The following is a 25,697-nucleotide window of genomic DNA, read 5'->3' as shown; positions in this document are numbered from 1 at the left end:
CGATTGAAGGAGGCCTGTATAGCTTTCGCACCGGCACGCGTTAAGAGAGTAACCGGCAGCTCACATGGTCACCGTGAGGAGACTGTCTGCGTCGGTCAATCTACGCCGCCTGCACCTCCGCGCCATGGGCGTGCTTGGCGATGGCGTCGATGATGTCCGGCCAGAACCGCATCGGCAGCGCGTGGCCCATGCCGTCGATCATCAGCAGCTTGGCCCCCGGAATTGACTCTGCCGTGTCCCTGCCGCCCTCGGGGCGGACCAGCGGATCGACGGTGCCGTGGATGACGAGTGTCGGCGTCTTGACGCCATGCAGCCGCTCCTTGCGGCTACCCGAGGCGAGCACCGCGCGGAGCTGCCGGCCGACACCGGCCGGATTGAGCCCGCGCGCGAACACGCGCTCGGCACGACCGGGATCGAGCGCCTCTTCCTCCGGGAAGGACCCGGCCCGCAACACGTTCCAGGTCTGGCCGTAGCGGACGATGAACTCCTCCTTGCTGCGCGGCGGCGGCGCCATCAGCATCGCGGCGGCCTCGCGTGTCGGGGGCGGCAGGCGCGGATTGCCGGTCGTCGACATGATCGAGGTGAGCGAGCGCCACCCGCTCGGGAAACGACAACGTCACTTCCTGCGCAATCATGCCGCCCATGGACGCCCCGACCAGGTGCGCCGACTTGACGCCGAGCGCATCCATCAGCCCGACAGTGTCTTTTGCCATGTCGATCAGCTTGTAGGTTGCGGCCACAGGAATCCTGAGAAACCGGAGCTTCAACAGCTCGAGCGGCGTCAGACGCTTGCCGCCTGTGAGATGGCTCGACTTGCCGATGTCCCGATTGTCGAACCGGATGACGCGAAAGCCGTGCGCGGCGAGCTGCTCACAGAACGCATCGTCCCAGTGGATCATCTGGGCGCCTAACCCCATGATCAGAAGCAGCGGCTCGGCACTGTCGTTGCCGAAAGTCTCGTAACAGATGTCGATGCCGTTGGCGTGGACGGTTTGCGGCGGATGATAGGCGTTCACGGGTGCGTTCCCTCGGCTTTTGATTAATGCTGTATCGCACGGTTTCCCCTCGCAATGAAGCCGCGTCCGCGACACCGGACCCGCTGCTTGCCGGTTGACCGGCACCGCGCAACGGTGTGGTATGGCGAAAAAGGAAGGGCATCGAAGCTCTCGCTTTCAGGAGGACGCCGATGACCGACAAAAGCAACGACCCCATTGCCATGTGGCAGAAGATGGTTGGCGAGATGGAGAAGGGGTTCAACTCCTTCGCCAATCAGGCCATGTCGTCGCCCGAGTTTTCGCAAGCCGTGAACCGGGCCGGCGGCGTTGCTGCAGGTGCTCAGAAGCAGCTCGGCGACCTCATGGAGAAATATCTGGTCTCCATGAATCTGCCGAGCCGGGACCAGGTCACCGGCCTTGCGGAACGGCTACAGTCCATCGAAGGACAGATCGGTGAGATCAAGTCGATGCTGAGCCAGATGGCGGCAAGTTCCGGAATTTCTCAGGGCTCCGATACTGCATTGCGCCCGCCGCGCACCAAGCGCCCGCCGTCTGAAGGCGGAGAGAAGACATGAATGCACCCGCCGGATTAGACTTCGCAGGGATCCCGGAGCGCATCCAGTCCGAGGTGCAACGCGCCATCCAGAGAAGCATCAAGGGCGTCGAATATTTCTCGACGTCCGGCCCCACGCTCGGGTCGACGCCGAAGGACGTGCTGCATTCACGCGGCACGATGAGCCTCTACCACTATCGACCGATGTCCGACGAGATCTATCGAATTCCGATTTTGATCGTGATGGCGACCACCAATCGCGGTTACATTCTCGACCTCGTGCCCGGCCAGAGTTTCATCGAGTTCCTGTTGAAGCGCGGCTACGACGTCTACATGCTCGACTGGAGCGCGCCACGGCCGGAGGAGAAGAGCCTCCGCATGGAGGATTATGTCCTCGACTTCATCCCGGACTGCATCCGCCGCGTGCAGCAGGATTCCGGCGAACAGGACGTCTCCGTCATCGGCTATTGCTTCGGCGGCGTGCTGTCGCTGCTCTACGGCTCGATCCACAAGGATGGGCCGATGAAGAATTTGATCTGCTTCACCACGCCGATCGACTTTCGCGAGATGAAGCTGTTCTCGAACTTCTCCGACCGTCGCTATTTCGACGTCGATCGCCTCGTCGACAGCGTCGGCAACGTGCCGCCCGAGATGATCCTGTCGTCGTTCGAGATGCTGCGCCCGGCCTCCCGCACCGTCAGCCAGATCCAGCTCTGGGAAAACATCTGGAACGACGAGTTCGTCAAATCCTACCGGATGTTCGACCGCTGGGCGACCGACACGCTGCCGCTGGCCGGCGAATATTTCCGCACCATCACCAAGGACCTGATGTGGGACAACAAGCTGTTCAACGACACCATGTCGGTCGGCGGCCGTGCGGCGAAGCTCGAGGACATCAAGGTGCCGTTCCTGCATGCGGTCGCCGAGCATGACCACATCGTGCCGTATGAGGCGGCAAAGCACCTGATCGCCAAGATCGGATCGGAGGACAAGGAGGAGGTGATGCTGAAGGGCGGTCACGTCTCGCTGGTCGCCGGCGCCAATGCGGTGAAGCGGCTGTGGCCGAAACTGGATTCCTGGCTGGGGAAGAGATCGACATGAGTGAGCAGCGTTCCTATCCGCGCCATGTGAAGACGGACGCGGGCGATATCGAGATCCGCCTGATGTCCCCGGCGGACGAAGCCGCGGTGCTCGCCTTCGGCAAGGGCCTGCCGACCCACGACCTGTTGTTCCTGCCGCGCAACATCAGTGAGCCGAAGGTGCTCTCCGCCTGGGTCAAGGAGATCGCGCGCGGCGCGATCACGAGCCTGCTCGCGGTCAGGGACGGCACGGTCGTCGGCTGCGGCACGCTGGTGCGCGATCCGCACTCCTGGTCGCCTCATGTCGGCGAGATCCGAATGGTGGTTTCGCTCGACGTGCGCGGGAAGGGGGTGGGAAGGACGCTGTCGCAGGAGACCTTCGCCCTCGCGCTCGGGGCCGGCCTCGAGAAGCTCTCGGTCCAAATGACGGTCGATCAGCAGGCGGCGATCACGCTGTTCGAGAGCCTTGGCTTCAAGGCCGAGGCACTGCTGCGCGACCATGTTCGCGACGTCGACGGCAAGACCCACGATATCGTGGTGCTCGGGCACAACATCGCGCAGGTCCAGGCCCAGATGGAGGCCTATGGGCTGCTTGGCGCCGTCCAGCATTGAGAACCGCTGGACGGTGTTCGGGAACCCGGATGGTCAGGGAGGCGCCAGATGCCTCTCAACATGGCTATTCACGGTTTCGTGATATCGCACTGCAATATGGATATTGCATCGCACCATTAACTATGGCATATAAGCCGTGCCCCGGGCCAAAACCGGACGGGGTGAGCCCATAGCTCAACCAATGAGGATGGAGAGACCCCCAATGACCACCGAAACCAACACCGCTTTCGAAGGCTTCAAGGACGCGTTCAAGAACATCCAGAACCTGGAAGTTCCCGAGGCCGCCCGCGAGTTCGTCAAGAAGTCCGCCAACACTGCCAAGGACCGTGCTGCCGAGGTGTTCGCTGGCTCTGAGCGCGTGACCGCCGCCGTCGAAAACGCGGTGACCGAGACCGTCACCGAAGCCGGCAAGATCAGCCGCAACATCCAGCAGGCGATCTACGAGGACGCCGAGGCATTCTTCGCGGGCATCGACAAGCTCGCGTCCGCCAAGTCGTTCAGCGAAGCTGTCGAGATCCAGTCCGGCCTGCTCCGCGCCCGCGGCGAAGCGTTCGTCTCGCGCGCCAAGGCGACCACCGACTATTTCGGCAAGCTCGCCGCTAACGGTGCGAAGTCCGCTCAGGACAATTTTGCCAAGATCTACAACAAGACCGCCTGATACGGCCCCCTGAGTAAAAACTGAATTTGAGGCCCGCTTCGGCGGGCCTTTTGTTATTCCGCCGTAGCCGTCATTGCGAGCGAAGCGAAGCAATCCAGTCTGCCTCCTTGGAAAGACTCTGGATTGCTTCGCTTCGTTCGCAATGACGGATAGGGTGATGCTGTGATGACTCCATCAGGCGCCTTCTCTTTCGACACTCCCGGCGACGCCGAACGCGCAGCCGAATTGCGCCGCGTGAAAGCGCTGGCGACGCTGGTGCTGGGCTCGACGCTTGTCCTGTTCGTCGTTGCGAAATGGCTGCTGCCCGTACATCCCGTGTTCGGATTCATCGCGGCCTTCGCCGAAGCCGCGACCATCGGCGGGCTCGCCGACTGGTATGCGGTGGTCGCGCTGTTCAAGCGTCCACTCGGCCTGCCGATCCCACACACCGCGATCATCCAGAGCAACCAGGCCCGTATCGCCGACAAGCTCGGCGAGTTCATCCAGGTGCATTTCCTCGAGGCCGCTCCCGTCGAGGCCAAGCTGAAGGAGATCGATTTCGGCTCCTTCGTCGCCGACTGGCTGCGCGATCGCAAGCGCAGCGATGACCTCGCGCGCTTTGCGCTGCGCCTGCTGCCGGAGGCTGTCTCCGCGACCGAGAGCTCCGGTCTGATGACCTTCATCATCCGCCGCATGTCCTCGCAGCTCCAGGCCGTCGATCTGGCGCCGCTCGCGGCCGGCACGTTGCGCGGCTTCGTCGCGGAAGGGCGGCACCAGATCCTGTTCGACGATCTTCTGCGCGTGATGCACGAGACGCTGAACCAGACCGAGACGATGGCGATCATCCGCGAGAAGGTGCGCGCGGAATTGCCAACCTTGCTCAGGCTCTATCGCGCCGACAAGTTTCTGGTGAACAAGATCGTGGCCTCCGCCACCGCGTTCTTCAATGAAGTGCGCAGCGATCCCAAACATCCTTTTCGCGGCGAGTTCGATCGCATGGTGCTGAGCTTCGTCGACCGGCTCGGCACCGACCAGGCCTATATCGACCGCATCGACGGCTTGAAGCGCGATCTGCTCGCGCGTCCCGAGCTTGCCGATCTCGCCCGCACCGTCTGGGCCAATACGCGGTCCTTCATCGAACGTAGTGCAAGCGGCGAGACGCAGGTGCTGCAGCATCATCTCGCGGGCATGTGTGTCGCGGCGGGCGAAGCGCTTGCGGGCGATGCCGAGCTGCGCGGCGAGATCAACAAGGGGCTGGTCGCGGTGCTGCGCAGTTTCGTCGCGGACCAGAAGAGCGGCGTCTCGACCTTCATCTCCGACCAGGTCAAATCGTGGGATATGGCGCAGCTGATTTCGCTGATCGAAATCAACATTGGCCGCGACCTGCAATACATCCGCTTCAACGGCTCGCTGATCGGCGGGCTGGCGGGTCTTGCGCTTTACTCCGTAGAATTCCTGCTTCGATTGTTGTGACTTTTGCGTCACGGACGTCAGCATTAACGCGCGGGCCTATTGTGGCCCGGGGTGTCTCCCGCTTGAATGTCGGGAACCCGCTGCCTAGCTGATTCATGTTGCGTTGCGGAACGATCAAGAAGCCGGCGTGTTGGAATCCCATACCCATTTGCCGGCAAACAACCGGTGGCCTTTTCAGCAATTTTCCCAAGGGGACCATGGATGACCGCTACTGCCCAGACGCTGAGCCCGCCGTCTCGCACCCTGATGTTCCTGGAAGGGCGAGCGATCCACGAGTTCGGCGCCTTCCTCGGCGCGCTGCCGCTGCTCAGCCTCGCGCCGCGCGGCGATGGGCATCCGGTGCTGGTTCTGCCGGGCCTCGTGGCCTCCGACGGGTCCACGCGTGCACTGCGCACCTTTCTGTCCGGCAAGGGCTATGCGGTGAGCGGCTGGCGCCAGGGCCGCAACTATGGCCTGCGCGAGGGCGTGCAGCACGCGATGGTGGATCTGGTTCAGGAGCTCAGCGACAGGCACGGCCGCAAGATCAGCCTGGTCGGCTGGAGCCTCGGCGGTCTCTATGCGCGCCAACTCGCCAAGATGATGCCCGACCGCGTACGCCAGGTGATCACGCTCGGCAGCCCCTTTGCCGGCGATCCGCATTCGACCAATGCCTGGCGAGTCTATGAATGGGCGAGCGGCCGGAAGTCCAACGAGGTCGACCCGCAGTTCGGCGGCGATCTCGCCGTTCCGCCGCCGGTGCCGACCACGGCGATCTTCAGCCGCACCGACGGCGTCTGCGCCTGGCAGGGCTGCATGGAGAAGACGGGCGCGCAGACCGAGAGCATCGAGATCGAGAGCAGCCATTGCGGCATGGGCCATCATCCCGCCGCCGTCTTCGCGGTGGCTGATCGCCTTGCGCAGAAGGAAGGCAGCTGGCGGCCCTTCGACCGCAGCGGCTGGCGCAGCGTGGTCTATCCCGATCCGCATCGGTAATTCTTTGCCTCTCTCCGTAAGAACGGGGCAAGGGAGAAGAGCGTCGCACCCGTCCATTGTCGTGCCCGCACCAAACGCGCTATGCCTCGCGCATGGCGCATCCGTTGTCCCGCATCATCGATCAGCTCAAGCGCGAGCCGTCGCGCACCGGCTCTATCGTCATCACGGTATTCGGTGATGCCATCGTGCCGCGTGGCGGTTCGGTATGGCTCGGCACGCTGCTGGAATTCTTCGAGACCCTGGACATCGACAGCGGCGTGGTGCGTACCGCGATGTCGCGGCTTGCTGCCGATGGCTGGCTGACGCGCGAAAAGGTCGGCCGCAATAGTTTTTACCGCTTGGCCGACAAGGGCCGCCAGATATTCGAGGCCGCGACGCGGCATATCTACGATCCGCCGCCATCCGACTGGACCGGGCGCTTCGAGCTGCTTCTGATCGGCAATGGCGAGGATCGCGATGCCTCGCGCGAGGCGCTCCGCAATGCCGGCTTCGGCAGCCCGCTGCCGGGCGTGTGGGTCGCCCCGTCAGGCGTGCCAGTGCCCGGCGAGGCCGCGGGCGCCATCCGTCTGGAGGTCTCGGCCGAGGATGACAGTGGTCGCCGGCTGCTCAGTGCGAGCTGGCCGCTGGATCGCACCGCGGACGCCTATCTCAAGTTCATGAAGACGTTCGAGCCGCTGCGCGCCGCGATCGCGCGCGGCAGCGACTTGTCCGAGGCCGACGCCTTCACGGCGCGCATCCTCCTGATCCACCATTATCGCCGAGTCGTGCTGCGCGATCCGCTGCTGCCCGAAAGCCTGCTTCCGGCGAACTGGCCAGGCAAGGCCGCCCGTGCGTTGTGCGGCGACATCTATCGCGCGCTGCTTGTCCCATCGGAACAATGGCTTGATGGTCATGGGACCAATGAAAAGGGGCCATTGCCGCTGGCGCGGAAACTCCTGGAGAGGAGATTCGAGACTTGATTGTTACGTTACAGAAATATCTTGCGTGATCTTATTCTTGTTATATATTGCCTCTCAATAAAATGGGAGGATGCGCATGTATACCCAGGCGCTGAACACGGCCGAGACCGATGATCGCGGCCTCGAGGATGCGGCCAAGGCTGCGCAGTTCCAGACGCGCATCGATGCCGAGGAGCGCATCGAGCCGAACGACTGGATGCCTGCGGCTTATCGCAAGACGCTGACCCGCCAGATCTCCCAGCACGCTCATTCCGAAATCGTCGGCATGCTGCCCGAAGGCAACTGGATCACGCGCGCGCCGTCCTTGCGCCGCAAGGCCGCGCTGCTCGCCAAGGTGCAGGACGAGTGCGGCCACGGGCTTTACCTCTATGCCGCGGCCGAGACGCTCGGCACTTCGCGCGAAGAGCTGGTCGACGCCATGCTCGCGGGCAAGGCAAAATATTCCTCGATCTTCAATTATCCGACGCTGACCTGGGCCGACATCGGCACCATCGGCTGGCTGGTCGATGGCGCCGCGATCATGAACCAGATACCGCTGTGCCGCTGCTCCTACGGTCCCTATGCCCGCGCGATGATCCGCGTCTGCAAGGAGGAGTCGTTCCACCAGCGCCAGGGCTACGAGATCATGCTGACGCTGTGCCGTGGCTCGGACGAGCAGAAGGCGATGGCGCAGGATGCCTTGAATAGGTGGTGGTGGCCGGTGCTGATGATGTTCGGCCCGCCCGATGCCACCAGCCAGCACAGCGACACCTCGACGAAGTGGAAGATCAAGCGCTTCTCCAATGACGAGCTGCGGCAGAAGTTCGTCGACGCCACCGTGCCGCAGGCGCAATATCTCGGCCTGACCATTCCCGATCCCGGCATGATTCAGGACGCCGACGGGCACTGGCGCTACAGCGAGATCGACTGGACCGAGTTCAAGCAGGTGCTCGCCGGCAACGGCCCATGCAACCGGGATCGCATCGCGGCACGCCGCAAGGCGCACGATGAGGGCGCCTGGGTGCGCGAGGCGGCAGCTAGCAATGCCGCAAAGCGCGCGCAGCGTCGAACTGCACAAGCGGCAGAGTAGGGAGATCGCGATGGCCACGCCGAACACGCCGCTGTGGGAAGTCTTCATTCGCAGCCGCAACGGGCTCGCGCACAAGCATGTCGGCTCGCTGCATGCGAGCGACGCCACGATGGCCTTGCAAGCCGCCCGCGATATCTACACGCGTCGCGGTGAGGGCCTTTCGATCTGGGTGGTGCCGTCGACGGCGATCACCGCAAGCGATCCCGCCGAGAAGGGCATGATGTTCGAGCCGGCGGAATCAAAGATCTACCGCCACCCGACGTTTTACGAGGTGCCTGAGGAAGTAGGACACATGTGATGGCGAACATCGAGGTCTCCGAAACACCGCTGGTGCTCTACGCATTACGCCGCGCCGACGACGCGCTGATCCTCGGCCACCGCCTGTCGGAATGGTGCGGGCATGCGCCGATGATGGAAGAGGACATGGCGCTCTCCAACATCGCGCTCGACCTCATCGGCCAGGCCCGCGAGCTCTACACCTACGCAGCCAAAGCCGAAGGCAAGGACAACGACGAAGACAAGCTCGCCTACCTTCGCGATGTCAGGCAGTATCGCAATCTGCTGCTCCTCGAGCAGCCGAACGGCGACTTTGCCCAGACGCTGGTGCGGCAGTTCTTCTATTCCGCCTTCGCCGATCTCTACTGGCGCGCCATGATGACCTCGCGCGATACGACGCTCGCTGCGATTGCCGCGAAGTCGGAGAAGGAGAGTGCCTATCATTTGCGGCATTCCTCGGAGTGGATGATCCGGCTCGGCGACGGCACCGACGAGAGCCATGCCCGCGCGCAGGCTGCGATCGATCATCTCTGGGCTTTCACCGGCGAGATGTTTGCCGTCGACGACGGCGAGCACGCCTTGATCCATGCCGGTATCGCCGTAGACCCAGGCACCTTGCGGGGTCGTTGGCTGACGACACTTTCGGATGTGATCGGCGAAGCAACGCTCAAGCTGCCGCAGAACGACTGGATGCAGCAGGGCGGCCGCGTGGGCCGGCACAGCGAGCATCTCGGCCATCTCCTCTCAGAGCTGCAATCGATACAGCGTACCTTCCCGGGGCAGACATGGTGACGGTGCTGGAGCCCCATAGCGACCTGCGCCGACGGGCCTGGGATGCCGCGGCGAGCGTGGTCGATCCCGAAATCCCGGTTTTGACCATCGCCGATCTCGGCGTGCTTCGTGATGTCGTCCTCGACGGCGATCAGGTCGAGGTCGCGATCACCCCGACCTATTCGGGCTGTCCGGCCATGAACATGATCGCGCTGGAAATCGAGGTCGCGCTGGAGCGCGCCGGTTTCCGCAGTCCAAAGGTCCGCACCGTGCTGTCGCCGGCCTGGACCACCGACTGGATGAGCGAAGAGGGCCGCCGGAAGCTTCATGCCTACGGCATCGCACCGCCGCAGGCCTCGAATTCACGCCGCGCGCTGTTCGGCGAGCAAGCCGTTGTGTGCCCGCAATGCGGCTCGGCGAATACCGAGCTGCTGTCCGAATTCGGCTCCACCTCCTGCAAGGCACTCTGGCGCTGCAGGGCGTGCCGCGAACCCTTCGATTATTTCAAGTGTCATTGACCATGTCAGCAGTCGCACCACGCTTTCATCGCCTGGCCGTCAACGACCTCCGCCGCGAGGCGTCGGACGCCATATCGCTGACATTCGCCATCCCGACGGAGCTTGCGACCGACTACGCTTTCACGCCCGGTCAATACCTCACACTCCGCACCATGCTGGATGGCGAGGAAGTGCGCCGCTCCTATTCGATCTGCTCCGGCCCCGACGACGGCGAGATACGGATCGCCGTCAAGAAGGTTGATGGAGGCGCGTTTTCGAGCTGGGCAGCGGACGATTTGAAGTGTGGCGACGCGCTGGACGTGATGACGCCCACGGGACGCTTCGGCGTGATCCCGCCGGCCGGCGGCGGCCGCATCCATGTCGGCTTTGCCGCTGGGTCCGGCATCACGCCGATCCTGTCGATCGTCAAGGGCGTCCTCGCGCGCGAAGCCGACAGCCGCTTCTTCCTGTTCTACGGCAATCGCACGACCGACAACATCATGTTCCTCGAGGCGCTCGAAGAGCTCAAGGATCGCTTCATCGACCGCCTCTCGATCTTCCACGTCATCTCGGGCGAGGAACAGGACATTCCGATCCTGCACGGCCGGCTCGACGGCGACAAGGTGAGGGTGCTGCTGCGCTCGCTGGTACCGGCGGAAAGCGTCGATCACGTCTTCATCTGCGGTCCGTCCGGCATGAGCGAGGACATCGAGGCGACCTGTCGCGATCTCGGCATCGCGGAGGAGCGTATCCATGTCGAGCGGTTTGTCTCGGAGTTCGGTGGCAAGCCGCGGCCGAAGAAGATCGTTGCGCCGGACGCGCCGCCGAAAGCGATCGCGTCGCTGATCATCGACGGCAAGCGCCGCGACGTGCCGGTGGCAGAGGACGAGGCGATCCTCGATGCCGCGCTACGCGCCGGTGTCGATCTGCCCTTCGCCTGTAAGGGCGGCATGTGCTCGACCTGCCGTGCCAAACTGGTGGAGGGCGAGGCGCCGATGGACATCAACTACTCGCTGGAACCCTGGGAGCTGAAGGCCGGCTTTGTCCTGACCTGTCAGGCCAAGCCATCGTCGGAGCGGGTCGTGGTCGACTACGACCACGTTTGACAGTTTTAGCCAGGCAGCAGAACATCGTGTCCAAACAATCGGACGGGAGAAGCGCGTGAACGTCAAAGCCGCCTTGTCGCCCGAGGATATTGCCCGCGCCTGCGCCGATGCGATGTGGGCGGAGGACGATGCCTCCAAAGGACTCGGCATGGAGATCGTCGAGATCGGCCCGGGGTTCGCGACGCTGGCGATGAATGTGCGGCCGGATATGGTCAACGGTCAGCGCATCGTCCATGGCGGCTTCATCTTCACGCTGGCCGATTCCGCCTTCGCTTTCGCGTGCAACTCGCACAACGACCGCGTCGTGGCGGCGCAGGGCCAGATCACCTTCATCAAGCCAGGCAAGCTCGGCGATCGCCTCGTCGCAAAGGCCCGCGAGGTCACGCGTGGCGGCCGCTCCGGCATCTATGACGTGCGCGTCACCGCCGGCGATACAGTCATCGCCGAATTCCGCGGGCATTCGCGGGTCATGCCCGGAAACTGGCTGCCGGCGCAGGATCAATAAAGAAAAGCAATGATACGGGGAAACGAGGATGGCTCTGACGAGGCTCAAGGAAGGTGGCAACACCTATAAGGCCGAGCTGGATGCGCACGAGCGTGCATCGCGCGACGAGATCATGGCACTCCAGGTGCAGCGGCTGGCCTGGTCGCTGAAGCACGCTTACGACAACGTCGCGCACTATCGCAAGGCCTTCGACGCGGCCGGCGTGCACCCGTCCGACTTTCGCGAGCTCTCGGAGCTTGCGAAATTTCCGTTCACCGTAAAAACGGACCTGCGCGACAATTATCCCTTCAACATGTTTGCCGTGCCCCGTGAGAAACTGGTGCGCGTGCATGCGTCCTCCGGCACGACGGGCAAGCCGATCGTGGTGGGCTATACGCAACGCGACATCGACACCTGGTCGGACGTGATGGCACGCTCGATCCGCGCCGCGGGCGGCCGCACCGGCATGATCATCCACAATGCTTATGGCTACGGTCTTTTCACAGGCGGGCTTGGCGTGCACTACGGCGCCGAAAAACTCGGCTGCACTGTGGTGCCGATCTCCGGGGGCATGACCGAGCGGCAGGTGCAGCTCATCAACGATTTTCGGCCCGACATCATTACGGTGACGCCGAGCTATATGCTGGCGATCCTCGACGAGTTCAAGCGTCAGAAGCTCGATCCGCGCCAATGCTCGCTCAAGGTCGGCATCTTCGGCGCGGAGCCGTGGACCAATGCGATGCGCGGCGAGATCGAAGATGCCTTCGACATGGATGCGACCGACATCTACGGTCTCTCCGAGGTGATCGGCCCCGGCGTCGCGCAGGAATGCATCGAGACCAAGGACGGCCTGCATATCTGGGAGGATCATTTCTATCCCGAAGTGATCGATCCCGACACCGGTGCGGTGCTGCCCGACGGGGAGAAGGGCGAACTGGTGTTTACATCGCTCACCAAGGAAGCCTTTCCGGTGATCCGCTATCGCACCCGCGACCTGACGCGGCTTCTGCCGGGCACGGCGCGGCCGGGCATGCGGCGGATGGAGAAGGTCACGGGGCGCTCGGACGACATGATCATCCTGCGCGGCGTCAACCTGTTCCCGACCCAGATCGAGGAGGTTCTGCTCGCCACCGACTGGTGCGGCGGGCATTTCATTCTGGAATTGACTCGGGAAGGACGCATGGACGAGTTGACCATCATTGCCGAGGCGCGGCCGGAGAGTTGGGATGGCCGGGGTCTCCTCGACCATGCCGATCGGATCTCAACCCATATCAAGAACACGATCGGGATCAGTTCCAACGTGCGGGTGGTTGCGCCTGCGACGCTGGAACGCTCGCTCGGCAAGGCGAAGCGGCTCTACGACAAGCGGCCGAAGGATTGAGTTGACGGGATTGACTTGACGGATTGACTTGACCGCCCCCAAAGGCGACAAGGCCCGCGAGAAATCGCGGATCTTTTCCATGTCGTCAGCCGATCCCAAAGCCGTCGAGGCGCGCTGCGTCCGCCTCAATGCCAAGGCCGAGAACGCCGCTGGGATTGCACCTCGCGTCGAGCCTCATACGCTCGCGCGCGGTCCGAACGATCTCCTGATCGAGGTCAAGGCCGCCGCCGTCAATCCGTCCGACGTCAAGGCCGCGACTGGGCTAATGGCCTATGCCATCTTCCCGCGCACGCCGGGGCGCGATTACGCCGGAGTGGTGATCGACGGGCCGGCCGGTACGATGGGCCGCGAGGTGTTCGGCTCCTCCGGCGATCTCGGCATCCGCCGCGACGGCACTCACGCCAGCCATCTCGTCGTTGAATCCGACGCGGTGGTGGAGAAGCCGAAGACCGTGTCCTGGGAGGAGGCCGCCGGCATCGGCGTGCCCTTTGTCACCGCCATGGAGGGTTTTCGCCGCGCCGGTATTCCAAAGCCCGGGGAAACGGTGCTGGTGTTCGGCGTCAACGGCAAGGTCGGTCAGGCGGCGGTGCAGATCGCGACCTGGCAGGGCGCGCGTATCATCGGCGTGGTGCGCAAGGCGGAACCTTATGAGGGCCACACCAATGCATCCATCGAGGTGATCGACGCTTCCGCGACCGACGTCGCCACACGCGTGCGCGAGTTGACCGATGGCAAAGGCGCCGACATCGTCTTCAACACGGTCGGCGATCCCTATTTCCAGGCGGCGCACAAGTCGCTCGCGCTTCGCGGCCGCCAGATCCTGATCGCCGCCATCGACCGCATCGTGCAGTTCAACATTCTCGAATTCTACCGCGGGCAACACACCTATGTCGGCATCGACACGCTCGGCCTGTCGTCGATCGCGACAGGCGCTGTGCTGCGTGACCTCGGCCCGGGCTTCGCGAGCGGGCACCTGAAACCGTTTCCGATCAAGGCGAACGCCGTCTATCCGCTCGAACGCGCGAAGGAGGCCTATGTCGCCGTTGCAGGCTCCTCGCGGGATCGCGTGATCCTGAAACCTTGATCATGGATTCGTCTCCCCAACTCATCATCCTCGCCGGCCTCGTCGTCGGCCTGGTCTACGGCGCTGTCGGCCTGCTCAGCGGCTTCTGCCTGATGAGCAGCATGCGCGGCTGGTTGTCGGAGGGGGATGGGCGGTTGGTCCGAACCTATGCGCTGGCGATCGCGGTTGCGACCACAGCGAGCCAGTTCCTCGCCGGCACCGGCATGGTCAATCTCGGCAAGTCGATTTACCTGCAACAGTCCTTCTCGACGCCGGTGCTGTTTCTCGGCGGACTTCTGTTCGGATACGGCATGGTACTGTCCAACGGCTGCGGTTCGCGCGCGCTGGTGCTGCTCGGTCGTGGCAATCTCCGCTCCTTCGTCGTGGTGGTCGTGCTCGCCATCGCCGCGCAGATGACGCTCAAGGGCCTGATCGCGCCGGCGCGCATCGCCGTGGTCCAGGCCTCGCAAACCACGGTCAACGTGAATTCGCTGCCGTCATTGTTCGCCATGTTCGGTCCGGCTGAAGCGCTTTCGCGCGCAATGGCTGCTGCTGTCGTTGTCGTCACGCTGATCCTGTTTGCTTTCGCGCACCCAGCGTTCCGACGTTCGCCCGGCCAGATTGCAGCCGGTGTCGTCGTCGGTCTCCTCGTCGCCGGCGGCTGGTTCGTCACCGGCTATCTCGGCGCGGATGATTTCAACCCCGTCCCCGTGACCTCGCTTACCTTCGTCGCGCCGATCGCGGACAGCCTGCAATATGCCATGCTCTCGACGGGCCTGACGCTGAATTTCGGCATCGCGACGGTTGCAGGTGTCTTCGCCGGCAGTCTGGTCACCGCGCTTGCGACGGGCCGTTTCCATCTCGAAGGCTATTCCTCGCCACGCCATATGCTGCGATCGGCGGCTGGCGCCGCACTGATGGGCATCGGCGGCGTGATGGCGTTCGGCTGTTCGATCGGCCAAGGGCTCACCGGCGTGTCGACGCTCGCGCTCGGCTCATTCGTCGCCGTCGCCGGCATCCTGCTCGGCACGACGGCGGGATTGCGCGGGATGCTGCGCGTTCAGCCCTTCGCGGTAGCCTGACCACGCAGCAGGCGATCGCCGAGCGTTGCGAGCCCGATGCCGGTGATGATCAGCGCGGCCGCTATCACCAGACTCATGTCGATCGGCTCGCCCAGCAGGATCGCGGCGCTGGCGATGCCGACGAGCGGCGTTGCGGTGGTGCCGAGCGAGGTCGTCAGGGCCGAGATGCTCTTATTCACCATCGACATCGCCCAATAGGCGAGCACCGTCCCGATCAGCCCGGAATACAGGAACAGCAAAACGAGTCTCCACGACCACTCCACATGCGGCAGGCCATCCGCGATGGTCGCGCTCACCGATAGCACGATGGTTGCCACGAGCACTTGCCAGATCAGAAGCTGGAGCGGCGAGGCAATCCAGCGATGGGCGCGGATATAGATAATGTTCGCGGCCCATGAGATCGCGGCCAGGATCACCATGCCGGCGCCGAGCACGACATTGGTGTTGGTCCAGTCGATCGAGGCCGGGTTCAGGATGACGATCAGGCCGATCAGGCCCAGCAGCGCGCCGGCGAGCTTCGGCGCCGTCAAAGTGTCCTTCCCGAGCAGCGGCGCGGCGATCGCGACCCAGAGTGGCGTGGTGTAGCCGAGCACAACGGCCTTGCTCGCGGGTAGGAAGCGCACACCGGCCGCAACCAGGACCGAGAACACGGTCATGTGCAGCAGTGCAACGCTCAGGACCACCGGGATGTCGCGACGCTCCGGAATCATCAGATTGTTGCTGAGCCCGAGAATCACGAACAATCCAGCCAGCGCGATCCAACTCCGGATCGCTGAAGCCCACAGTGGTGGAAGGAATTGGACGAGTTGCTTCGTCACCGACCAGTTTATGCCCCAAGCCAGCACGACGATGAGAAACAGGCCAACGGCTGCGCGGGGGGATAGGGAGTTCATTTCGGAGGTCCTTGAAGCAGTCCAGTCCAGCGGATAGCATCTCGTCTGGCACCTGAAACAGTGCCAGATCGGAAAGGAATAGGGTGCCAGTTCCGGACAGCATGATCTCCGCCCTGATCGACCTGAACCGGGCCGACGACGAGGGGCTGGTGGCTCAACTGACGAGCCAGCTCCGAAGCTTGATCGCGACCGGGCGTCTCGTCAAAGGCCGCACGCTGCCGTCGAGCCGTGGGCTTGCGAGCGATCTCGGCGTCTCGCGCAACACCGTCAGCTATGCGTTCGAGCAACTCGCCGCCGAGGGATATCTCGAAGCCTCGCACGGCCGCCGTCCGATGGTTGCGGTCGACGGCGGCGAGCGCGTCACAGAGGCTGGCGCCGTCGCATCTCGCATACGCCCTGGCAAGCCGCGGCTTTCGCCCTGGGCGTCGAGCCTCACGCAGACCGACTGGCCGATGTCTTATCAGGCGCGACCGAGACCCTTGCGTCCCGGACATGGCGATTTCAGGGAGTTTCCCAACGAGGTCTGGGCGCGCTGCCTGCGCCGCAGCGCTGTGCGCGCGGCGAGGCGCGAGCTCGGACCGGTCAATCGGCCGCGCCTGCGCGAGGCACTGGCGCATTATCTTGCGACCAGCAGGGGCGTGCGCGCGACGGCGGATCAGATCCTGATTCTGCCGAGCGCGCAGGCTGCGCTGACTTTGATCGCGGCCGCCGTCATCACCCCCGGCGACGATGTCTGGGTCGAGGATCCCGGCTATCCCGGCGCCGCGGCCGCCTTCCGCGCATCCGGTGCGCGCGTGATCGGGATGAGTTTGGACGAGCAGGGCATGCAGCGGATTCGTGGCTTGGCGGCCCCGACCTTGATCTTCATGACGCCGTCGCATCAGCACCCGACCGGCCGCCTGATGTCGCTCTCGCGCCGCAGGGAGTTTCTTGGCCTGAGCAGGCCCGGCAAGACCTGGATCGTGGAGGACGATTACGACGGCGAATTCCACTATGATAGCCGGCCGGTGCCGGCCTTGCAGGGACTCGATGCCCACGGCCGCGTGTTCTATGTCGGCACGTTCTCCAAGGTCATGACCTCGGATATCCGGCTTGGCTACCTCGTCGTACCGCCGGCCATGGTCGGTACTCTCGAGATCGTACAGCGGCACATCGGACTGATCGCCGCGAGCCACATCCAGGAGGCGCTGGCCGAGTTCATTGCCGACGGGCATTTCCTGGCGCATCTGCGCCGGGTGCGCCGGATCTATCACGCCCGCCGCGATCACCTCGTGGAGGGATTGGAGCGCCATTTGGGCGATGTGCTCTCTGCCGAAGTGCCCCCCGGTGGCATTCAGCTCGTCGCGCGTCTCAAGCGCGGTCGCGCTGATCAGGTGGCGGTCAAGCGGCTGGTCGAAGCGGGCGTTGAAACGCGTGCCCTGTCCGGCTTGGCACTGGGCAGGCCGCGCGACCACGGCCTGCTGCTCGGCTTCGCGGCCTGGCGCGAGAGCGAGATCACCGCGGCGGTGCGAACAATGGCGTCGTGCTTCTAGCGCAGTCGCGCTAATCCTCGGCCTTGGTCACGATGCGGATTTCCGACGTCAGCGTCCGGTGCACCGGGCACTTGTCGGCGATCTCCATCAATTTCTTGCGCTGCTCGGAATCGAGCGCGCCGTCCATCGCGATGTCGCGCTCGATCTGGTCGAGCATGCCATCGCGCGTCTCGCATTCCGCGCAGTCTTTTGCATAGATCTTGGAATGCTTCAGTGAGACGGTGACACGATCGAGCGGCAACGACTTGCGGTTGGCATAGAGGCGCATGGTCATCGAGGTACAGGCCCCGAGGCCAGCGAGCAGGAGATCGTAAGGACCAGGGCCGGCATCCTCGCCGCCGGCGGCGACCGGCTCGTCCGCGACGAGCTGATGCGGACCGACGGAGATGGTCTGGTTGAACTTGCTCTTGCGGGTCTCCTGCACCACGACCCGGCGCGGCGCCTCGGGGAGATCCATCGCCTTCGCAGGTTTGGCCGCGTCGATGTACCGGCTCGCCCAGGCCGCGATCACGTCGGCTGCATAGAGCGCGTCGGCCGGCTTGGTCAGGAGATGATCGGCATGGTCGAGCGAGACGAAGCTCTTGGGATGCCTGGCGGAGACGAAGAGCTTCGTCGCATTGTCGATACCGACGGTATCGTCGACCGGAGAATGCATCACCAACAGCGCCTTATGCAGGCCGGCGACGTCTTTCATCAGCTCGTGCTCGGCGACGTCGTCGAGGAATTCGCGCTTGATCCGGAACGGGCGTCCCGCAAGCGAGACTTCGACCTCACCTTGCGTGCGAATGTCGCCGAGATGCTCTTTGAAAAGGCCGGTGACGTGGGCGGGATCGGATGGTGCCGCAATGGTCACAACCGCCTTGGCTTCCGGGATTCGTCCTGCTGCCGCAAGGATCGCGGCGCCGCCGAGGCTGTGACCGATCAGAATCGACGGCGCCTTGCGGACGCTACGCAGATGATCGGCGGCGCGCACGAGATCGGCAACGTTGGAGGAAAACGTCGAATTGGCAAAATCCCCCTCGCTGGAGCCGAGCCCGGTGAAGTCGAAGCGCAGCACCGCGATGCCCTTGGCGGCCAGCGCGACCGAGATGCGTTTGGCGGCCAGCGTGTCCTTGCCGCAGGTGAAGCAATGCGCGAACAGCGCGAAGGCCCCGGGCTCGCCGTCGGGTAGCTCCAGCGCGGCCGAAAGCTGATGGCCGCCTTCGCCGGTGAATTGAAAGCGCTCTGTCGGCATGGGTTTCCCCCGTTCCTTGCTGAACCTAGTCGCCCGAATAGCGTTGCTCTGCCCAGGGATCGCCGCGGTTATGGTAGCCACGGACTTCCCAGAAGCCCGGCGCGTCCTCGGTCAGGAATTCGATCGACTGAACCCATTTGGCGCTCTTCCAGAAATACAGATGCGGCACGACCAGCCGTACCGGGCCGCCATGTTCGGCCGACAATGGCTCACCGGACCAGCTATGGGCGAGCAATGCGTCCTCGGCGGCAAAGTCGTCCAGCGCGAGGTTGGTGGTGTAGCCATCATGGGAATGCAACACGACGAAGCGCGCGTCCGGGTGCGGCTGGCAGGCCGCGAGCAGCTCGCGCGTGGCGAGCCCCTCCCACTCATTGTCGTAGCGCGACCAGGTGGTGACGCAGTGGATGTCGGAGATGAACTGCGCCTGCTTCTGGGCGGCGAACTCGGCAAAGGTCCAGAACACGGGGTTCTCGATCGCGCCGTAGACGTCGAGCCGCCAGTGCTCGCGCGAAATCGGCGGTACGACTCCGAGATCGAGCACCGGCCAGTCCTTTGTCAGATGCTGACCGGGCGGCAGGCGCTGATCTTCCGGGCGCGTGATCTTGCCTGTCAAAAAGCGGCCCTCGCGCGCCCATTTTTCCTTGGTGCGCGTCAGCTTGCTGTCGGGCGGCTCGTTGTCTTCGGCCATCGGCTACTCGTGGCGGTGCAAGTCCGGCCTCTCCGTATCACTGTTTGGAGAGGTCTACATTGCCTTTCCAAGCAAAAATGGCAACTGGCGGGGGCCTCTGACGGTTCCTTGGGACCAGGTCACCGTGCCTGCCGGATCGAGGGCGAAGTCCGGAATGCGCTTCAGCCATTCCTCCAGCGCAACCTGCATCTCCATGCGCGCAAGGTTCGAGCCGACGCAGCGGTGGATGCCGAGGCCGAAGGCGGCGTGGCGGTTCTCGCGGCGGTCAATTACGACCTTGTCAGCATCCGGAAACATTTTCGGATCCCGGTTGGCGGCCGGGAAGGACAGCAGCACCATGTTGCCTGCCTTAACCGGGCAGCCCGAAATCGTGGTCTCCTTGACCACTTCGCGCGCCATCGTCACCGGCGAATAGGCGCGCAGCAGCTCCTCCACCGCGGTCGGGATCAGCTCGGGCTCGGCAACCAGGCGCTCGCGGTCGGCGGGCGTCCGGGCAAGGTGCCAGAGCGAGGAGCCGATCGCGCTCCAGGTAGTGTCGATGCCGGCGATCAGGAGCAGGCGCAGCGAGCCCAGCACATGCGAATCCTCGAGCGGATTGCCGTCCTTGTCCCTGGCATTCATCAGGTAGGAGATGAGGTCGTCGGTTGGCTTGTTCTTGCGCGCTTCGATATGGGCGCTGAAATAGGCGCTCATCTCGTGCACCGCCTGGAGCAACGTGTTTTCGTCCTTGATGCCAAGTTCCAGGATCATGTGGATCCATCGGATGAAGAGATCGCTGTCCGTCTCGGGGATGCCGAGCATGTGTGCGATCGCGCGAACCGGAATGTGCTTGGTGTAGCGCTCTGCCGCGTCCAGTCGGCCTTCGGTGATGAAACCGTCGATCAACTCGTTGCAGATCGCGCGCACCCGCGGCTCCAGCTTCTTCATCGCGTCCGGCGTGAACGGCGGCAGCAGCAATTGCTTGGCTGGCTTGTGCACCGGCGGATCGGACGTGATCGGCGGGGCGGAGTTTCTGCTGGTGATCTCCGGGCGAACGTCGCGGACGATGATGCGACGTGAGGAGAAATGCTCGCTGTCGTTGGCGATCTCGCGCACTGCCTCATAGGTCGTCGGCATGTAGCAGCCGAGGAAGCGTTCGGTATGCACGACCGGGCTTGCGGCGCGCAGCTCGTCCCAAATCGGGAAGGGATCTTCCGTCCATTGCGGATCGGTGTGGTCGAAATCATGGACCCAGTCGGTCACGGGCGGATGGGCGGTGGGCTGGCTGATGTCGGACATCTCGAAATCCCTCGAAATCCCTTGGGGGCTCGTGGTCGCGGAAGGCACGCGGGCAGAAGCGGGCGCGCTACTCCTCGATCACGTCGATCGCGATTTCCGGGCAATTGGACTTGGCGAGCCAGGCCTTGTCTTCGAGGCCGGGCGGGACCGTGCCGTCGCCGGCTTCGTGGGCGTTGCCGTATTCGTCCAGCTCGAACAGCTCCGGCGCCAGCGCCTTGCAGCGCGCGTGCCCCTGGCATTTGTCGGGATCAACGTGAACCCTCAGTCGCTCTGTCATGGCGGCTTCCTCGATGGTGTGCACTCCGGCCCGAAGGCGGCGCGCGCTCCCATTTGAGTTTTTGTTCAAGTTATAGGCTATTACATTCGCGGCAGGCTTCCCCTGTCAAGCGCAAACTTATAGGCTCTGCGCAACATGCGTTCACAACTTGCCCGCAAGCCCGAGAATACCTACCACCACGGCGATCTCCGCGACGCCTTGATCAAGGCCGCGCTGCGCGAAGCCGAGCAGGGCGGGACGGAGGCGATCAGCATCAAGGCGCTGGCAAAGCAGCTGGGTGTTTCGCAGCCGGCGCCCTACCGGCATTTCGCCGATCGCGAGGCGCTGCTTGCGGCGGTGACGGCGGAGGCGTTCCGGCAGCTCAACGGGATATTGCGGGCGGCGATGGCAAAGCCGTCGAAGCGGTCGAAGCTGTCGCTGCTGGCGCAGGCGACGCTGGATTTCGGCTTACGCCGCAATGGCATCTACCGCTTGATGTTCGCCTCGCGCACGGTGTCGTGTGCGGCGAAAGGCAGCGAGCTGCACGAAGCGACCCGCGAAACCTTTGCGCTCGTGGTCGACGCATTGGAAGCCCCGGCCGTTGATTATCTGCGCGAGCGGCAGGCGCTCAAGATCTGGGCGGCGGTGCACGGCGTGGTGATGCTGGCTGAGCAGGGACTGTTCACCGGCGAGGCGGCCCATGCCACGCGCGAAGACCTGGTCGAGGATTTTGTCAGTGAAACCAAGGCCGCGCTTGCGGCGGCGATCAAAGGCGCGCGGCGCCGGAAACAGGCTGGCGCTTAAGCCCTCGCCGCCAACAGCTTCATCAGCTTCTCGACGGCGCTGTCGGGCGTGGTCACGACAGGGCGGCCGGTGGCTTCTGCCACGAGAGGCGCGGTTGCCGCGATGCTGAACTGCGCGAGCGCGACGACGTCGCAATCGCGCAAATCGCGTGCGGCTTCCACGATCAGCCGGTCATGCGTAGCGCGGTCGCCACGGTCGAGCGCGGCCAGCGCGCCTTCGGCGAGTTTCGGCACGATCTGGACGGAGGCCGGAAATTCCGGCGGCATCGAAGCCAGCGTCGGCGGGAAGGTCGAGAGCAGGCCGATCCGCCGGCCCATCGTCATCGCGCGCTCGATCATGGCTTCGTTCGGCTTGAGCACCGGCATCGGCGCATGTGCGCGCGCAACCGCCTCGATGCAGGAACCGAAGGCCGAGCAGGTGAACAGGATCGCGTCCGCGCCTGTCGCCGCGGCGTAGTGGCCGAGCGCAAGAAAGCGTTCGGTCATGGCATCGTTGAGCTTGCCGTCACGCGCCAGATCCGACGACAGGCTGTCGTCGAGCAGGTTCATCAGCCGCGCTTCCGGCCACACCTTCGCGAACGCAGCTTCGATCGGGGCGATGGAATGCTTGAGGGCGTGGATCAGCGCGATGCGAGGAGACTTCGTCATTGAACGTTACCTGATGGAAGGTCGCGAGCCCCGGACGCAACGCGTCCGGGACACGCAAAACGTTTACTTAAACGGCACCGCGTACATCAAGCCGCCTTTGCTCCAGAGACCGTTGAGGCCGCGCTCGAGCTTGAGCGGGCTCGCCTTGCCGACATTGCGCTCGTAGATCTCGCCGTAATTGCCGGTGGCCTTGATGGCCGTGACCAGCCATTTGTTGTCGAGCCCGAGCCGCGAGCCGAGATCGCCGGAGGCACCGAGCAGGCGTTGGATCGCGGGCGTCTGCGACTTCGCCATCTCATCGACATTGCCCTGTGTGACGCCGAGCTCTTCGGCCTCGATCAAGCCGTAGTGCAGCCAGGTGATGATGTCGCTCCAGACCTCGTCGCCATTGCGGGTGAAGGGGCCGAGCGGCTCCTTGCTGATGGTCTGCGGCAGCACGACGTAGTCGGCCGCGTTCGGCGCCGCGGTCGTCACGGCGCCAGCAAGCGCGGAAGCGTCCTGGGTCATGGCATCGCAGCGGCCGCCGAAGAAGGTCTGGTACATGGTGTCGACGCGGTCGAACACCAACGGCTTCCAATCGATGCCGTTGGCGCGGCCGTAATCGCCGAGCGTGACCTCATGCGTGGTACCCTGCGCGACGCAGACGGTGGCGCCCTTGAGGTCCTTGATCTCCTTCACGCCGAGGTCTTTCTTCACGACAAAGCCCTGACCGTCGTAGAAGTTGATTGGACCTTGCCGCAGGCCCAGCGTGACACCGCGCAGATAGGTCTGCGTCGAGTTGCGGTAGAGCACGTCGATCTCGCCGGACTGGAGCGCGGTGAAGCGGTTCTGCGCGGTCAGCGAGACGTAACGCACCTTGATGGCATCGCCGAGCACGCCGGCGGCGAGCGCGCGGCAATAATCGACGTCGAGACCCTTGTAGTTGCCTTGCGAATCCGGTGCGGAGAAGCCGGCGAAACCGGCGCTGACGCCGCATATCAGCGTGCCGCGGCTCTTCACCGTGTCGAGCGTTGCCGCCGACGCCACCACCGTCGACGCCGCGAGCACGCCGGCTATGATAACCACTTTCCTCATCATGCTTTTCTCCCCTCAGTGATTGACACGACGCAATACGCTGTCGACGGCCGTGCCGAGCTTGTCGACGATCAGATCGATCTCCTCCGCGGAGGTGATATAGGGCGGCGCCAGCAGCACGTGGTCGCCACGGATGCCGTCTGCGGTGCCGCCGCCGGGATAGCAGCCGAGGCCGTTGGCGAAGGCCTCCGCCTTGATCTTCTGATTCAGCTTCAGCGCGGGATCAAACGAGGTTCGGCTGGCGCGATCGGCGACGAGCTCGATCGCCCAGAACAGGCCGCGGCCCCTGATGTCGCCGATATGGCGGTGATTGCCGAAGCGCTCGGTGAGCCGCTGCTCGAGCTGCTTGCCGCGCTGCTTGACCCGGTCGAGCAGGCCGTCCTCGCGGATCACGTCCTGCACCGCGAGCGCGGCGGCGCAAGCGAGAGGGTGCGCCAGATACGTGTGGCCGTGCAGGAAGGCGCCCGAACCTGAGCGGATTGTGTCGATGATCCTGCCGCTCGCGAGCATTGCACCGATCGGCTGGTAGCCGCCGCCGAGACCCTTGGCGATCGCCTGGATGTCGGGTGCCACGCCTTCCTGCTCCCAGGCGTGCGTGGTGCCGGTGCGGCCCATGCCGCTCATGACCTCGTCGAGAATGAGCAGCGCGCCGTGTCGGTCGCAGATCTCGCGCACCGCCCTGAAGTAGCCGTCCGGCGCCGTGACGGCACCTGCGGTGGCGCCGACGACGGGCTCTGCGAGGAACGCGGCGACGGTGTCGGGGCCAAGCCGCTGAAACTCGGCTTCGAGTTCGGCGGCGAGCCGCGCCACGAACTGCGCGTCCGATTCACCATCGTGCTTCTCGTGATAGGCGAAGGCCGGGGTCACATGGCTGAAGGCGTCGGAGAGCAGCGGCGCATAGGGCGCACGCCGCCAGGCATTGCCGCCGGCGGCCAGTGCGCCAAGCGTGTTGCCGTGATAGCTCTGGCGCCGAGCGATGAAATGCTGCCGCTGCGGCTCGCCGCGTTCGATGAAAAATTGCCGCGCGAGCTTGATGCTGGCCTCGATCGCTTCCGATCCGCCGCTGACGAAATAGGCGTAGGCGAGGCCACCGGGCTCGTGGCCGACCAGCGTCTCGGCAAGCGCCTCCGCCGGCTCCGACGAGAAGAAGGCTGTGTGGGCATAAGCGAGGGTCGAAGCCTGCTTCGTGATCGCTGCGATCACGCGTGGATGCTGGTGGCCGAGGCAAGAGACCGCCGCGCCGCCGGAGGCGTCGATCACGCGGCGTCCGTCCTCGGCAAAGAGATAGACGCCTTCGCCGCCGATTGCCTTGGGCGGCGTTTCGCGCAGCGAGCGATGCAGCACGCGGCTGGTGCGGGCGGCCATGGGTCAACCTTTCTCTGATACGTAAGTTGAAGCCGCGGCCAGCCGGGCCTCGGTATTCTCCAGGCGCTTTTTCGCGGCCGTGCCGCCGAGCGAAAACGTCACGGCGGCGAGCGATTGCGCGATCGCGATGGCGCCGGTGAGGCTCGGGAAAAAGCCGGGAGAGGAGGCCGCCTCGAACAGCAGCACGTGGTCGGCACCTTCAGCCATCGGCGCCGATGGGCTATCGGCGATCGCGATCAGGGCCGCGCCGGCGCGATAGGCGGCCTGCGCGACCCGGACGCTCGCGTGGGTGTAGGGCATGAAGCCGATGACGATGACGGCCTCGCCGGGCCGGAACGCGCCCATATCGAGATCGTCGGGGCCGGACGCGCCGACGAGCTGCACCTGTTCGGGACGAAACAGCCGGAGCTCGTAGTTCAGCAATTCCGCGACGCTGCGGCAGCTTCGGTAGCCGGTGATCCAGATCCGCTTGGCGTGGTGGAGTGCGCGCGCCGCCTCCGCGATCGGCCGGGCCGGGATGCGCGGAAGGCCGGCGGCCTCGGCCTCCAGCTTGTCGGTGATGAGCGCGACATCGGCGTTCGGGCCGTGGCGGCGGCCCTTGGCGCGGCCGGAGAAAGGCGCTAGCTGCGAGGGCCGCCGCGCCTCCGTCAACGCCGCGCGCAATTCATCCCAACCCGAATAGCCGATCGCCTTGGCAAGCCGCGTGAACGCGGCGGGATCGGCGCCGGCAACCGCTGCGAGATCGCGCATCGAACGCGTGGTGGCGTCGTAATCGTTGGCTGCAACGAAACGCCCGACCTCCTGCAACCGCATCGGAAGCGATGGCAATGCAATGCGCAGTTCGCTCAGTGGCGAGGATTTCGCAGGCTCGGCCATGAAACATTTGTTGCACGAAGCTGAGTTTGGTGCAACAGTTG

General features: G+C 64.4%; 27 protein-coding genes and 1 pseudogene. 18 read left to right on the top strand and 10 right to left on the bottom strand.

Annotated elements, in window-relative coordinates:
• Window positions 1-100: 100 nt before the first annotated feature.
• A pseudogene (locus tag IVB54_RS27275) lies at window positions 101-1,016 on the bottom strand (alpha/beta hydrolase).
• Window positions 1,017-1,186: 170 nt separating this feature from the next.
• Between IVB54_RS27275 and IVB54_RS27270 the strand changes: the two are divergent.
• From IVB54_RS27270 to IVB54_RS27195, 16 genes are all read left to right on the top strand, one after another.
• Window positions 1,187-1,570: a hypothetical protein gene (locus IVB54_RS27270; protein WP_018457027.1), complete on the top strand. Its 384-nt coding sequence runs from the start codon at window positions 1,187-1,189 to the stop codon at window positions 1,568-1,570.
• A complete protein-coding gene (locus IVB54_RS27265; RefSeq protein WP_026233284.1) occupies window positions 1,567-2,649 on the top strand; it encodes an alpha/beta fold hydrolase in 1,083 nt (360 codons plus the stop codon). Before IVB54_RS27270 ends, IVB54_RS27265 begins: the two co-directional genes overlap by 4 nt.
• Window positions 2,646-3,239: a GNAT family N-acetyltransferase gene (locus IVB54_RS27260; protein WP_166517674.1), complete on the top strand. Its 594-nt coding sequence runs from the start codon at window positions 2,646-2,648 to the stop codon at window positions 3,237-3,239. The genes IVB54_RS27265 and IVB54_RS27260 overlap by 4 nt, the downstream gene beginning before the upstream one ends.
• 202 nt (window positions 3,240-3,441) lie before the next feature.
• Complete coding sequence (locus IVB54_RS27255) at window positions 3,442-3,897, top strand: phasin (RefSeq protein ID WP_247776527.1); 456 nt, start codon at window positions 3,442-3,444, stop codon at window positions 3,895-3,897.
• Between the two features lie 165 nt (window positions 3,898-4,062).
• Window positions 4,063-5,349, top strand: a complete 1,287-nt coding sequence (locus tag IVB54_RS27250; RefSeq protein WP_018457023.1) for a DUF445 domain-containing protein — start codon at window positions 4,063-4,065, stop codon at window positions 5,347-5,349.
• A gap of 201 nt (window positions 5,350-5,550) precedes the next feature.
• A complete protein-coding gene (locus tag IVB54_RS27245; RefSeq protein WP_018457022.1) occupies window positions 5,551-6,321 on the top strand; it encodes an alpha/beta hydrolase in 771 nt (256 codons plus the stop codon).
• A 92-nt stretch (window positions 6,322-6,413) separates the two neighbouring features.
• The gene (gene paaX / locus IVB54_RS27240) at window positions 6,414-7,280 is read left to right on the top strand and encodes a phenylacetic acid degradation operon negative regulatory protein PaaX (protein ID WP_247363481.1); all 867 of its coding nucleotides are present in this window, start codon (window positions 6,414-6,416) and stop codon (window positions 7,278-7,280) included.
• Between the two features lie 76 nt (window positions 7,281-7,356).
• Window positions 7,357-8,349 (top strand): 1,2-phenylacetyl-CoA epoxidase subunit PaaA, encoded by a 993-nt coding sequence (gene paaA / locus IVB54_RS27235; RefSeq protein WP_166520826.1) that lies wholly within the window; start codon window positions 7,357-7,359, stop codon window positions 8,347-8,349.
• Between the two features lie 10 nt (window positions 8,350-8,359).
• Window positions 8,360-8,647 (top strand): 1,2-phenylacetyl-CoA epoxidase subunit PaaB, encoded by a 288-nt coding sequence (gene paaB / locus IVB54_RS27230; protein ID WP_008136594.1) that lies wholly within the window; start codon window positions 8,360-8,362, stop codon window positions 8,645-8,647.
• Window positions 8,647-9,417: a 1,2-phenylacetyl-CoA epoxidase subunit PaaC gene (gene paaC, locus IVB54_RS27225; RefSeq protein ID WP_085352161.1), complete on the top strand. Its 771-nt coding sequence runs from the start codon at window positions 8,647-8,649 to the stop codon at window positions 9,415-9,417. Before paaB ends, paaC begins: the two co-directional genes overlap by 1 nt.
• Window positions 9,411-9,914 carry a 1,2-phenylacetyl-CoA epoxidase subunit PaaD gene (gene paaD, locus IVB54_RS27220; RefSeq protein WP_018457018.1) on the top strand — a complete coding sequence of 168 codons (504 nt, stop codon included), beginning with the start codon at window positions 9,411-9,413 and terminating at the stop codon, window positions 9,912-9,914. Before paaC ends, paaD begins: the two co-directional genes overlap by 7 nt.
• Window positions 9,915-9,916: 2 nt before the next feature.
• A complete protein-coding gene (paaE, locus tag IVB54_RS27215; RefSeq protein WP_085352162.1) occupies window positions 9,917-10,999 on the top strand; it encodes a 1,2-phenylacetyl-CoA epoxidase subunit PaaE in 1,083 nt (360 codons plus the stop codon).
• A 55-nt stretch (window positions 11,000-11,054) separates the two neighbouring features.
• Window positions 11,055-11,504, top strand: a complete 450-nt coding sequence (paaI, locus tag IVB54_RS27210; RefSeq protein WP_247363480.1) for a hydroxyphenylacetyl-CoA thioesterase PaaI — start codon at window positions 11,055-11,057, stop codon at window positions 11,502-11,504.
• A gap of 28 nt (window positions 11,505-11,532) precedes the next feature.
• The gene (paaK, locus tag IVB54_RS27205) at window positions 11,533-12,864 is read left to right on the top strand and encodes a phenylacetate--CoA ligase PaaK (RefSeq protein WP_247363479.1); all 1,332 of its coding nucleotides are present in this window, start codon (window positions 11,533-11,535) and stop codon (window positions 12,862-12,864) included.
• A gap of 79 nt (window positions 12,865-12,943) precedes the next feature.
• The gene (locus IVB54_RS27200) at window positions 12,944-13,948 is read left to right on the top strand and encodes a zinc-binding alcohol dehydrogenase family protein (protein WP_247363478.1); all 1,005 of its coding nucleotides are present in this window, start codon (window positions 12,944-12,946) and stop codon (window positions 13,946-13,948) included.
• A 2-nt stretch (window positions 13,949-13,950) separates the two neighbouring features.
• Window positions 13,951-15,009 (top strand): YeeE/YedE family protein, encoded by a 1,059-nt coding sequence (locus tag IVB54_RS27195; protein ID WP_247363477.1) that lies wholly within the window; start codon window positions 13,951-13,953, stop codon window positions 15,007-15,009.
• On the opposite strand, the gene IVB54_RS27190 is transcribed toward IVB54_RS27195, so the two are convergent.
• Window positions 14,988-15,902 (bottom strand): DMT family transporter, encoded by a 915-nt coding sequence (locus tag IVB54_RS27190; RefSeq protein ID WP_247363476.1) that lies wholly within the window; start codon window positions 15,900-15,902, stop codon window positions 14,988-14,990. The two genes, IVB54_RS27195 and IVB54_RS27190, sit on opposite strands and share 22 nt — an antisense overlap.
• A gap of 101 nt (window positions 15,903-16,003) precedes the next feature.
• Between IVB54_RS27190 and IVB54_RS27185 the strand changes: the two genes are divergently transcribed.
• A complete protein-coding gene (locus tag IVB54_RS27185; protein WP_247777522.1) occupies window positions 16,004-17,434 on the top strand; it encodes a PLP-dependent aminotransferase family protein in 1,431 nt (476 codons plus the stop codon).
• 10 nt (window positions 17,435-17,444) lie between these two features.
• Here the strand turns inward: IVB54_RS27185 and IVB54_RS27180 are convergent, their stop codons facing one another.
• The 4 genes from IVB54_RS27180 to IVB54_RS27165 all read right to left on the bottom strand — a co-directional run bounded on the left by IVB54_RS27180 (window position 17,445) and on the right by IVB54_RS27165 (window position 20,911).
• Complete coding sequence (locus IVB54_RS27180) at window positions 17,445-18,668, bottom strand: bifunctional alpha/beta hydrolase/OsmC family protein (protein WP_247368208.1); 1,224 nt, start codon at window positions 18,666-18,668, stop codon at window positions 17,445-17,447.
• Between the two features lie 25 nt (window positions 18,669-18,693).
• Complete coding sequence (locus IVB54_RS27175; protein ID WP_247363474.1) at window positions 18,694-19,356, bottom strand: sulfite oxidase-like oxidoreductase; 663 nt, start codon at window positions 19,354-19,356, stop codon at window positions 18,694-18,696.
• Window positions 19,357-19,410: 54 nt separating this feature from the next.
• Window positions 19,411-20,634, bottom strand: coding sequence for a cytochrome P450 (locus tag IVB54_RS27170; RefSeq protein ID WP_018457008.1), 1,224 nt, complete (start codon window positions 20,632-20,634; stop codon window positions 19,411-19,413).
• A gap of 67 nt (window positions 20,635-20,701) precedes the next feature.
• A complete protein-coding gene (locus tag IVB54_RS27165) occupies window positions 20,702-20,911 on the bottom strand; it encodes a ferredoxin (protein WP_007607931.1) in 210 nt (69 codons plus the stop codon).
• 135 nt (window positions 20,912-21,046) lie between these two features.
• Between IVB54_RS27165 and IVB54_RS27160 the strand changes: the two genes are divergently transcribed.
• Complete coding sequence (locus IVB54_RS27160) at window positions 21,047-21,694, top strand: TetR/AcrR family transcriptional regulator (protein WP_018457006.1); 648 nt, start codon at window positions 21,047-21,049, stop codon at window positions 21,692-21,694.
• Here IVB54_RS27160 and IVB54_RS27155 read toward each other — a convergent pair.
• The 4 genes from IVB54_RS27155 to IVB54_RS27140 all read right to left on the bottom strand — a co-directional run bounded on the left by IVB54_RS27155 (window position 21,691) and on the right by IVB54_RS27140 (window position 25,656).
• Complete coding sequence (locus IVB54_RS27155) at window positions 21,691-22,341, bottom strand: aspartate/glutamate racemase family protein (RefSeq protein ID WP_018457005.1); 651 nt, start codon at window positions 22,339-22,341, stop codon at window positions 21,691-21,693. The genes IVB54_RS27160 and IVB54_RS27155 overlap by 4 nt on opposite strands.
• A gap of 63 nt (window positions 22,342-22,404) precedes the next feature.
• A complete protein-coding gene (locus tag IVB54_RS27150) occupies window positions 22,405-23,418 on the bottom strand; it encodes an amino acid ABC transporter substrate-binding protein (protein ID WP_247368203.1) in 1,014 nt (337 codons plus the stop codon).
• A 12-nt stretch (window positions 23,419-23,430) separates the two neighbouring features.
• Window positions 23,431-24,780 carry an aspartate aminotransferase family protein gene (locus IVB54_RS27145; RefSeq protein ID WP_247363472.1) on the bottom strand — a complete coding sequence of 450 codons (1,350 nt, stop codon included), beginning with the start codon at window positions 24,778-24,780 and terminating at the stop codon, window positions 23,431-23,433.
• 3 nt (window positions 24,781-24,783) lie between these two features.
• Entirely contained in the window at window positions 24,784-25,656 is an 873-nt protein-coding gene (locus IVB54_RS27140) for an SIS domain-containing protein (protein WP_204510624.1), read from the bottom strand.
• Between the last annotated feature and the right edge of the window lie 41 nt (window positions 25,657-25,697).

The organism is Bradyrhizobium sp. CW1 (assembly GCF_023100665.1).
Taxonomy (GTDB): domain Bacteria; phylum Pseudomonadota; class Alphaproteobacteria; order Rhizobiales; family Xanthobacteraceae; genus Bradyrhizobium; species Bradyrhizobium canariense_D.
The sequence above is the reverse complement of the archived record's forward strand: the minus strand, read 5'-3'. Positions and strand labels throughout refer to the sequence as shown.

Excerpts from the sequence above, each read along its gene's own strand:
- IVB54_RS27245 (WP_018457022.1), top strand. The coding sequence starts at position 5,551 with ATGACCGCTACTGCCCAGACGCTGAGCCCGCCGTCTCGCACCCTGATG.
- paaE (WP_085352162.1), top strand. The coding sequence starts at position 9,917 with ATGTCAGCAGTCGCACCACGCTTTCATCGCCTGGCCGTCAACGACCTC.
- IVB54_RS27165 (WP_007607931.1), bottom strand. The coding sequence starts at position 20,911 with ATGACAGAGCGACTGAGGGTTCACGTTGATCCCGACAAATGCCAGGGG.
- paaB (WP_008136594.1), top strand. The coding sequence starts at position 8,360 with ATGGCCACGCCGAACACGCCGCTGTGGGAAGTCTTCATTCGCAGCCGC.
- IVB54_RS27270 (WP_018457027.1), top strand. The coding sequence starts at position 1,187 with ATGACCGACAAAAGCAACGACCCCATTGCCATGTGGCAGAAGATGGTT.
- IVB54_RS27250 (WP_018457023.1), top strand. The coding sequence starts at position 4,063 with ATGACTCCATCAGGCGCCTTCTCTTTCGACACTCCCGGCGACGCCGAA.
- IVB54_RS27140 (WP_204510624.1), bottom strand. The coding sequence starts at position 25,656 with ATGGCCGAGCCTGCGAAATCCTCGCCACTGAGCGAACTGCGCATTGCA.
- IVB54_RS27195 (WP_247363477.1), top strand. The coding sequence starts at position 13,951 with ATGGATTCGTCTCCCCAACTCATCATCCTCGCCGGCCTCGTCGTCGGC.
- IVB54_RS27150 (WP_247368203.1), bottom strand. The coding sequence starts at position 23,418 with ATGATGAGGAAAGTGGTTATCATAGCCGGCGTGCTCGCGGCGTCGACG.
- paaK (WP_247363479.1), top strand. The coding sequence starts at position 11,533 with ATGGCTCTGACGAGGCTCAAGGAAGGTGGCAACACCTATAAGGCCGAG.
- IVB54_RS27260 (WP_166517674.1), top strand. The coding sequence starts at position 2,646 with ATGAGTGAGCAGCGTTCCTATCCGCGCCATGTGAAGACGGACGCGGGC.
- IVB54_RS27160 (WP_018457006.1), top strand. The coding sequence starts at position 21,047 with ATGCGTTCACAACTTGCCCGCAAGCCCGAGAATACCTACCACCACGGC.
- IVB54_RS27155 (WP_018457005.1), bottom strand. The coding sequence starts at position 22,341 with ATGACGAAGTCTCCTCGCATCGCGCTGATCCACGCCCTCAAGCATTCC.
- paaD (WP_018457018.1), top strand. The coding sequence starts at position 9,411 with ATGGTGACGGTGCTGGAGCCCCATAGCGACCTGCGCCGACGGGCCTGG.
- IVB54_RS27145 (WP_247363472.1), bottom strand. The coding sequence starts at position 24,780 with ATGGCCGCCCGCACCAGCCGCGTGCTGCATCGCTCGCTGCGCGAAACG.
- IVB54_RS27185 (WP_247777522.1), top strand. The coding sequence starts at position 16,004 with ATGATCTCCGCCCTGATCGACCTGAACCGGGCCGACGACGAGGGGCTG.
- IVB54_RS27175 (WP_247363474.1), bottom strand. The coding sequence starts at position 19,356 with ATGGCCGAAGACAACGAGCCGCCCGACAGCAAGCTGACGCGCACCAAG.
- IVB54_RS27180 (WP_247368208.1), bottom strand. The coding sequence starts at position 18,668 with ATGCCGACAGAGCGCTTTCAATTCACCGGCGAAGGCGGCCATCAGCTT.
- IVB54_RS27170 (WP_018457008.1), bottom strand. The coding sequence starts at position 20,634 with ATGTCCGACATCAGCCAGCCCACCGCCCATCCGCCCGTGACCGACTGG.
- IVB54_RS27190 (WP_247363476.1), bottom strand. The coding sequence starts at position 15,902 with ATGAACTCCCTATCCCCCCGCGCAGCCGTTGGCCTGTTTCTCATCGTC.
- paaA (WP_166520826.1), top strand. The coding sequence starts at position 7,357 with ATGTATACCCAGGCGCTGAACACGGCCGAGACCGATGATCGCGGCCTC.
- IVB54_RS27255 (WP_247776527.1), top strand. The coding sequence starts at position 3,442 with ATGACCACCGAAACCAACACCGCTTTCGAAGGCTTCAAGGACGCGTTC.
- paaC (WP_085352161.1), top strand. The coding sequence starts at position 8,647 with ATGGCGAACATCGAGGTCTCCGAAACACCGCTGGTGCTCTACGCATTA.
- paaX (WP_247363481.1), top strand. The coding sequence starts at position 6,414 with ATGGCGCATCCGTTGTCCCGCATCATCGATCAGCTCAAGCGCGAGCCG.
- IVB54_RS27265 (WP_026233284.1), top strand. The coding sequence starts at position 1,567 with ATGAATGCACCCGCCGGATTAGACTTCGCAGGGATCCCGGAGCGCATC.
- IVB54_RS27200 (WP_247363478.1), top strand. The coding sequence starts at position 12,944 with ATGTCGTCAGCCGATCCCAAAGCCGTCGAGGCGCGCTGCGTCCGCCTC.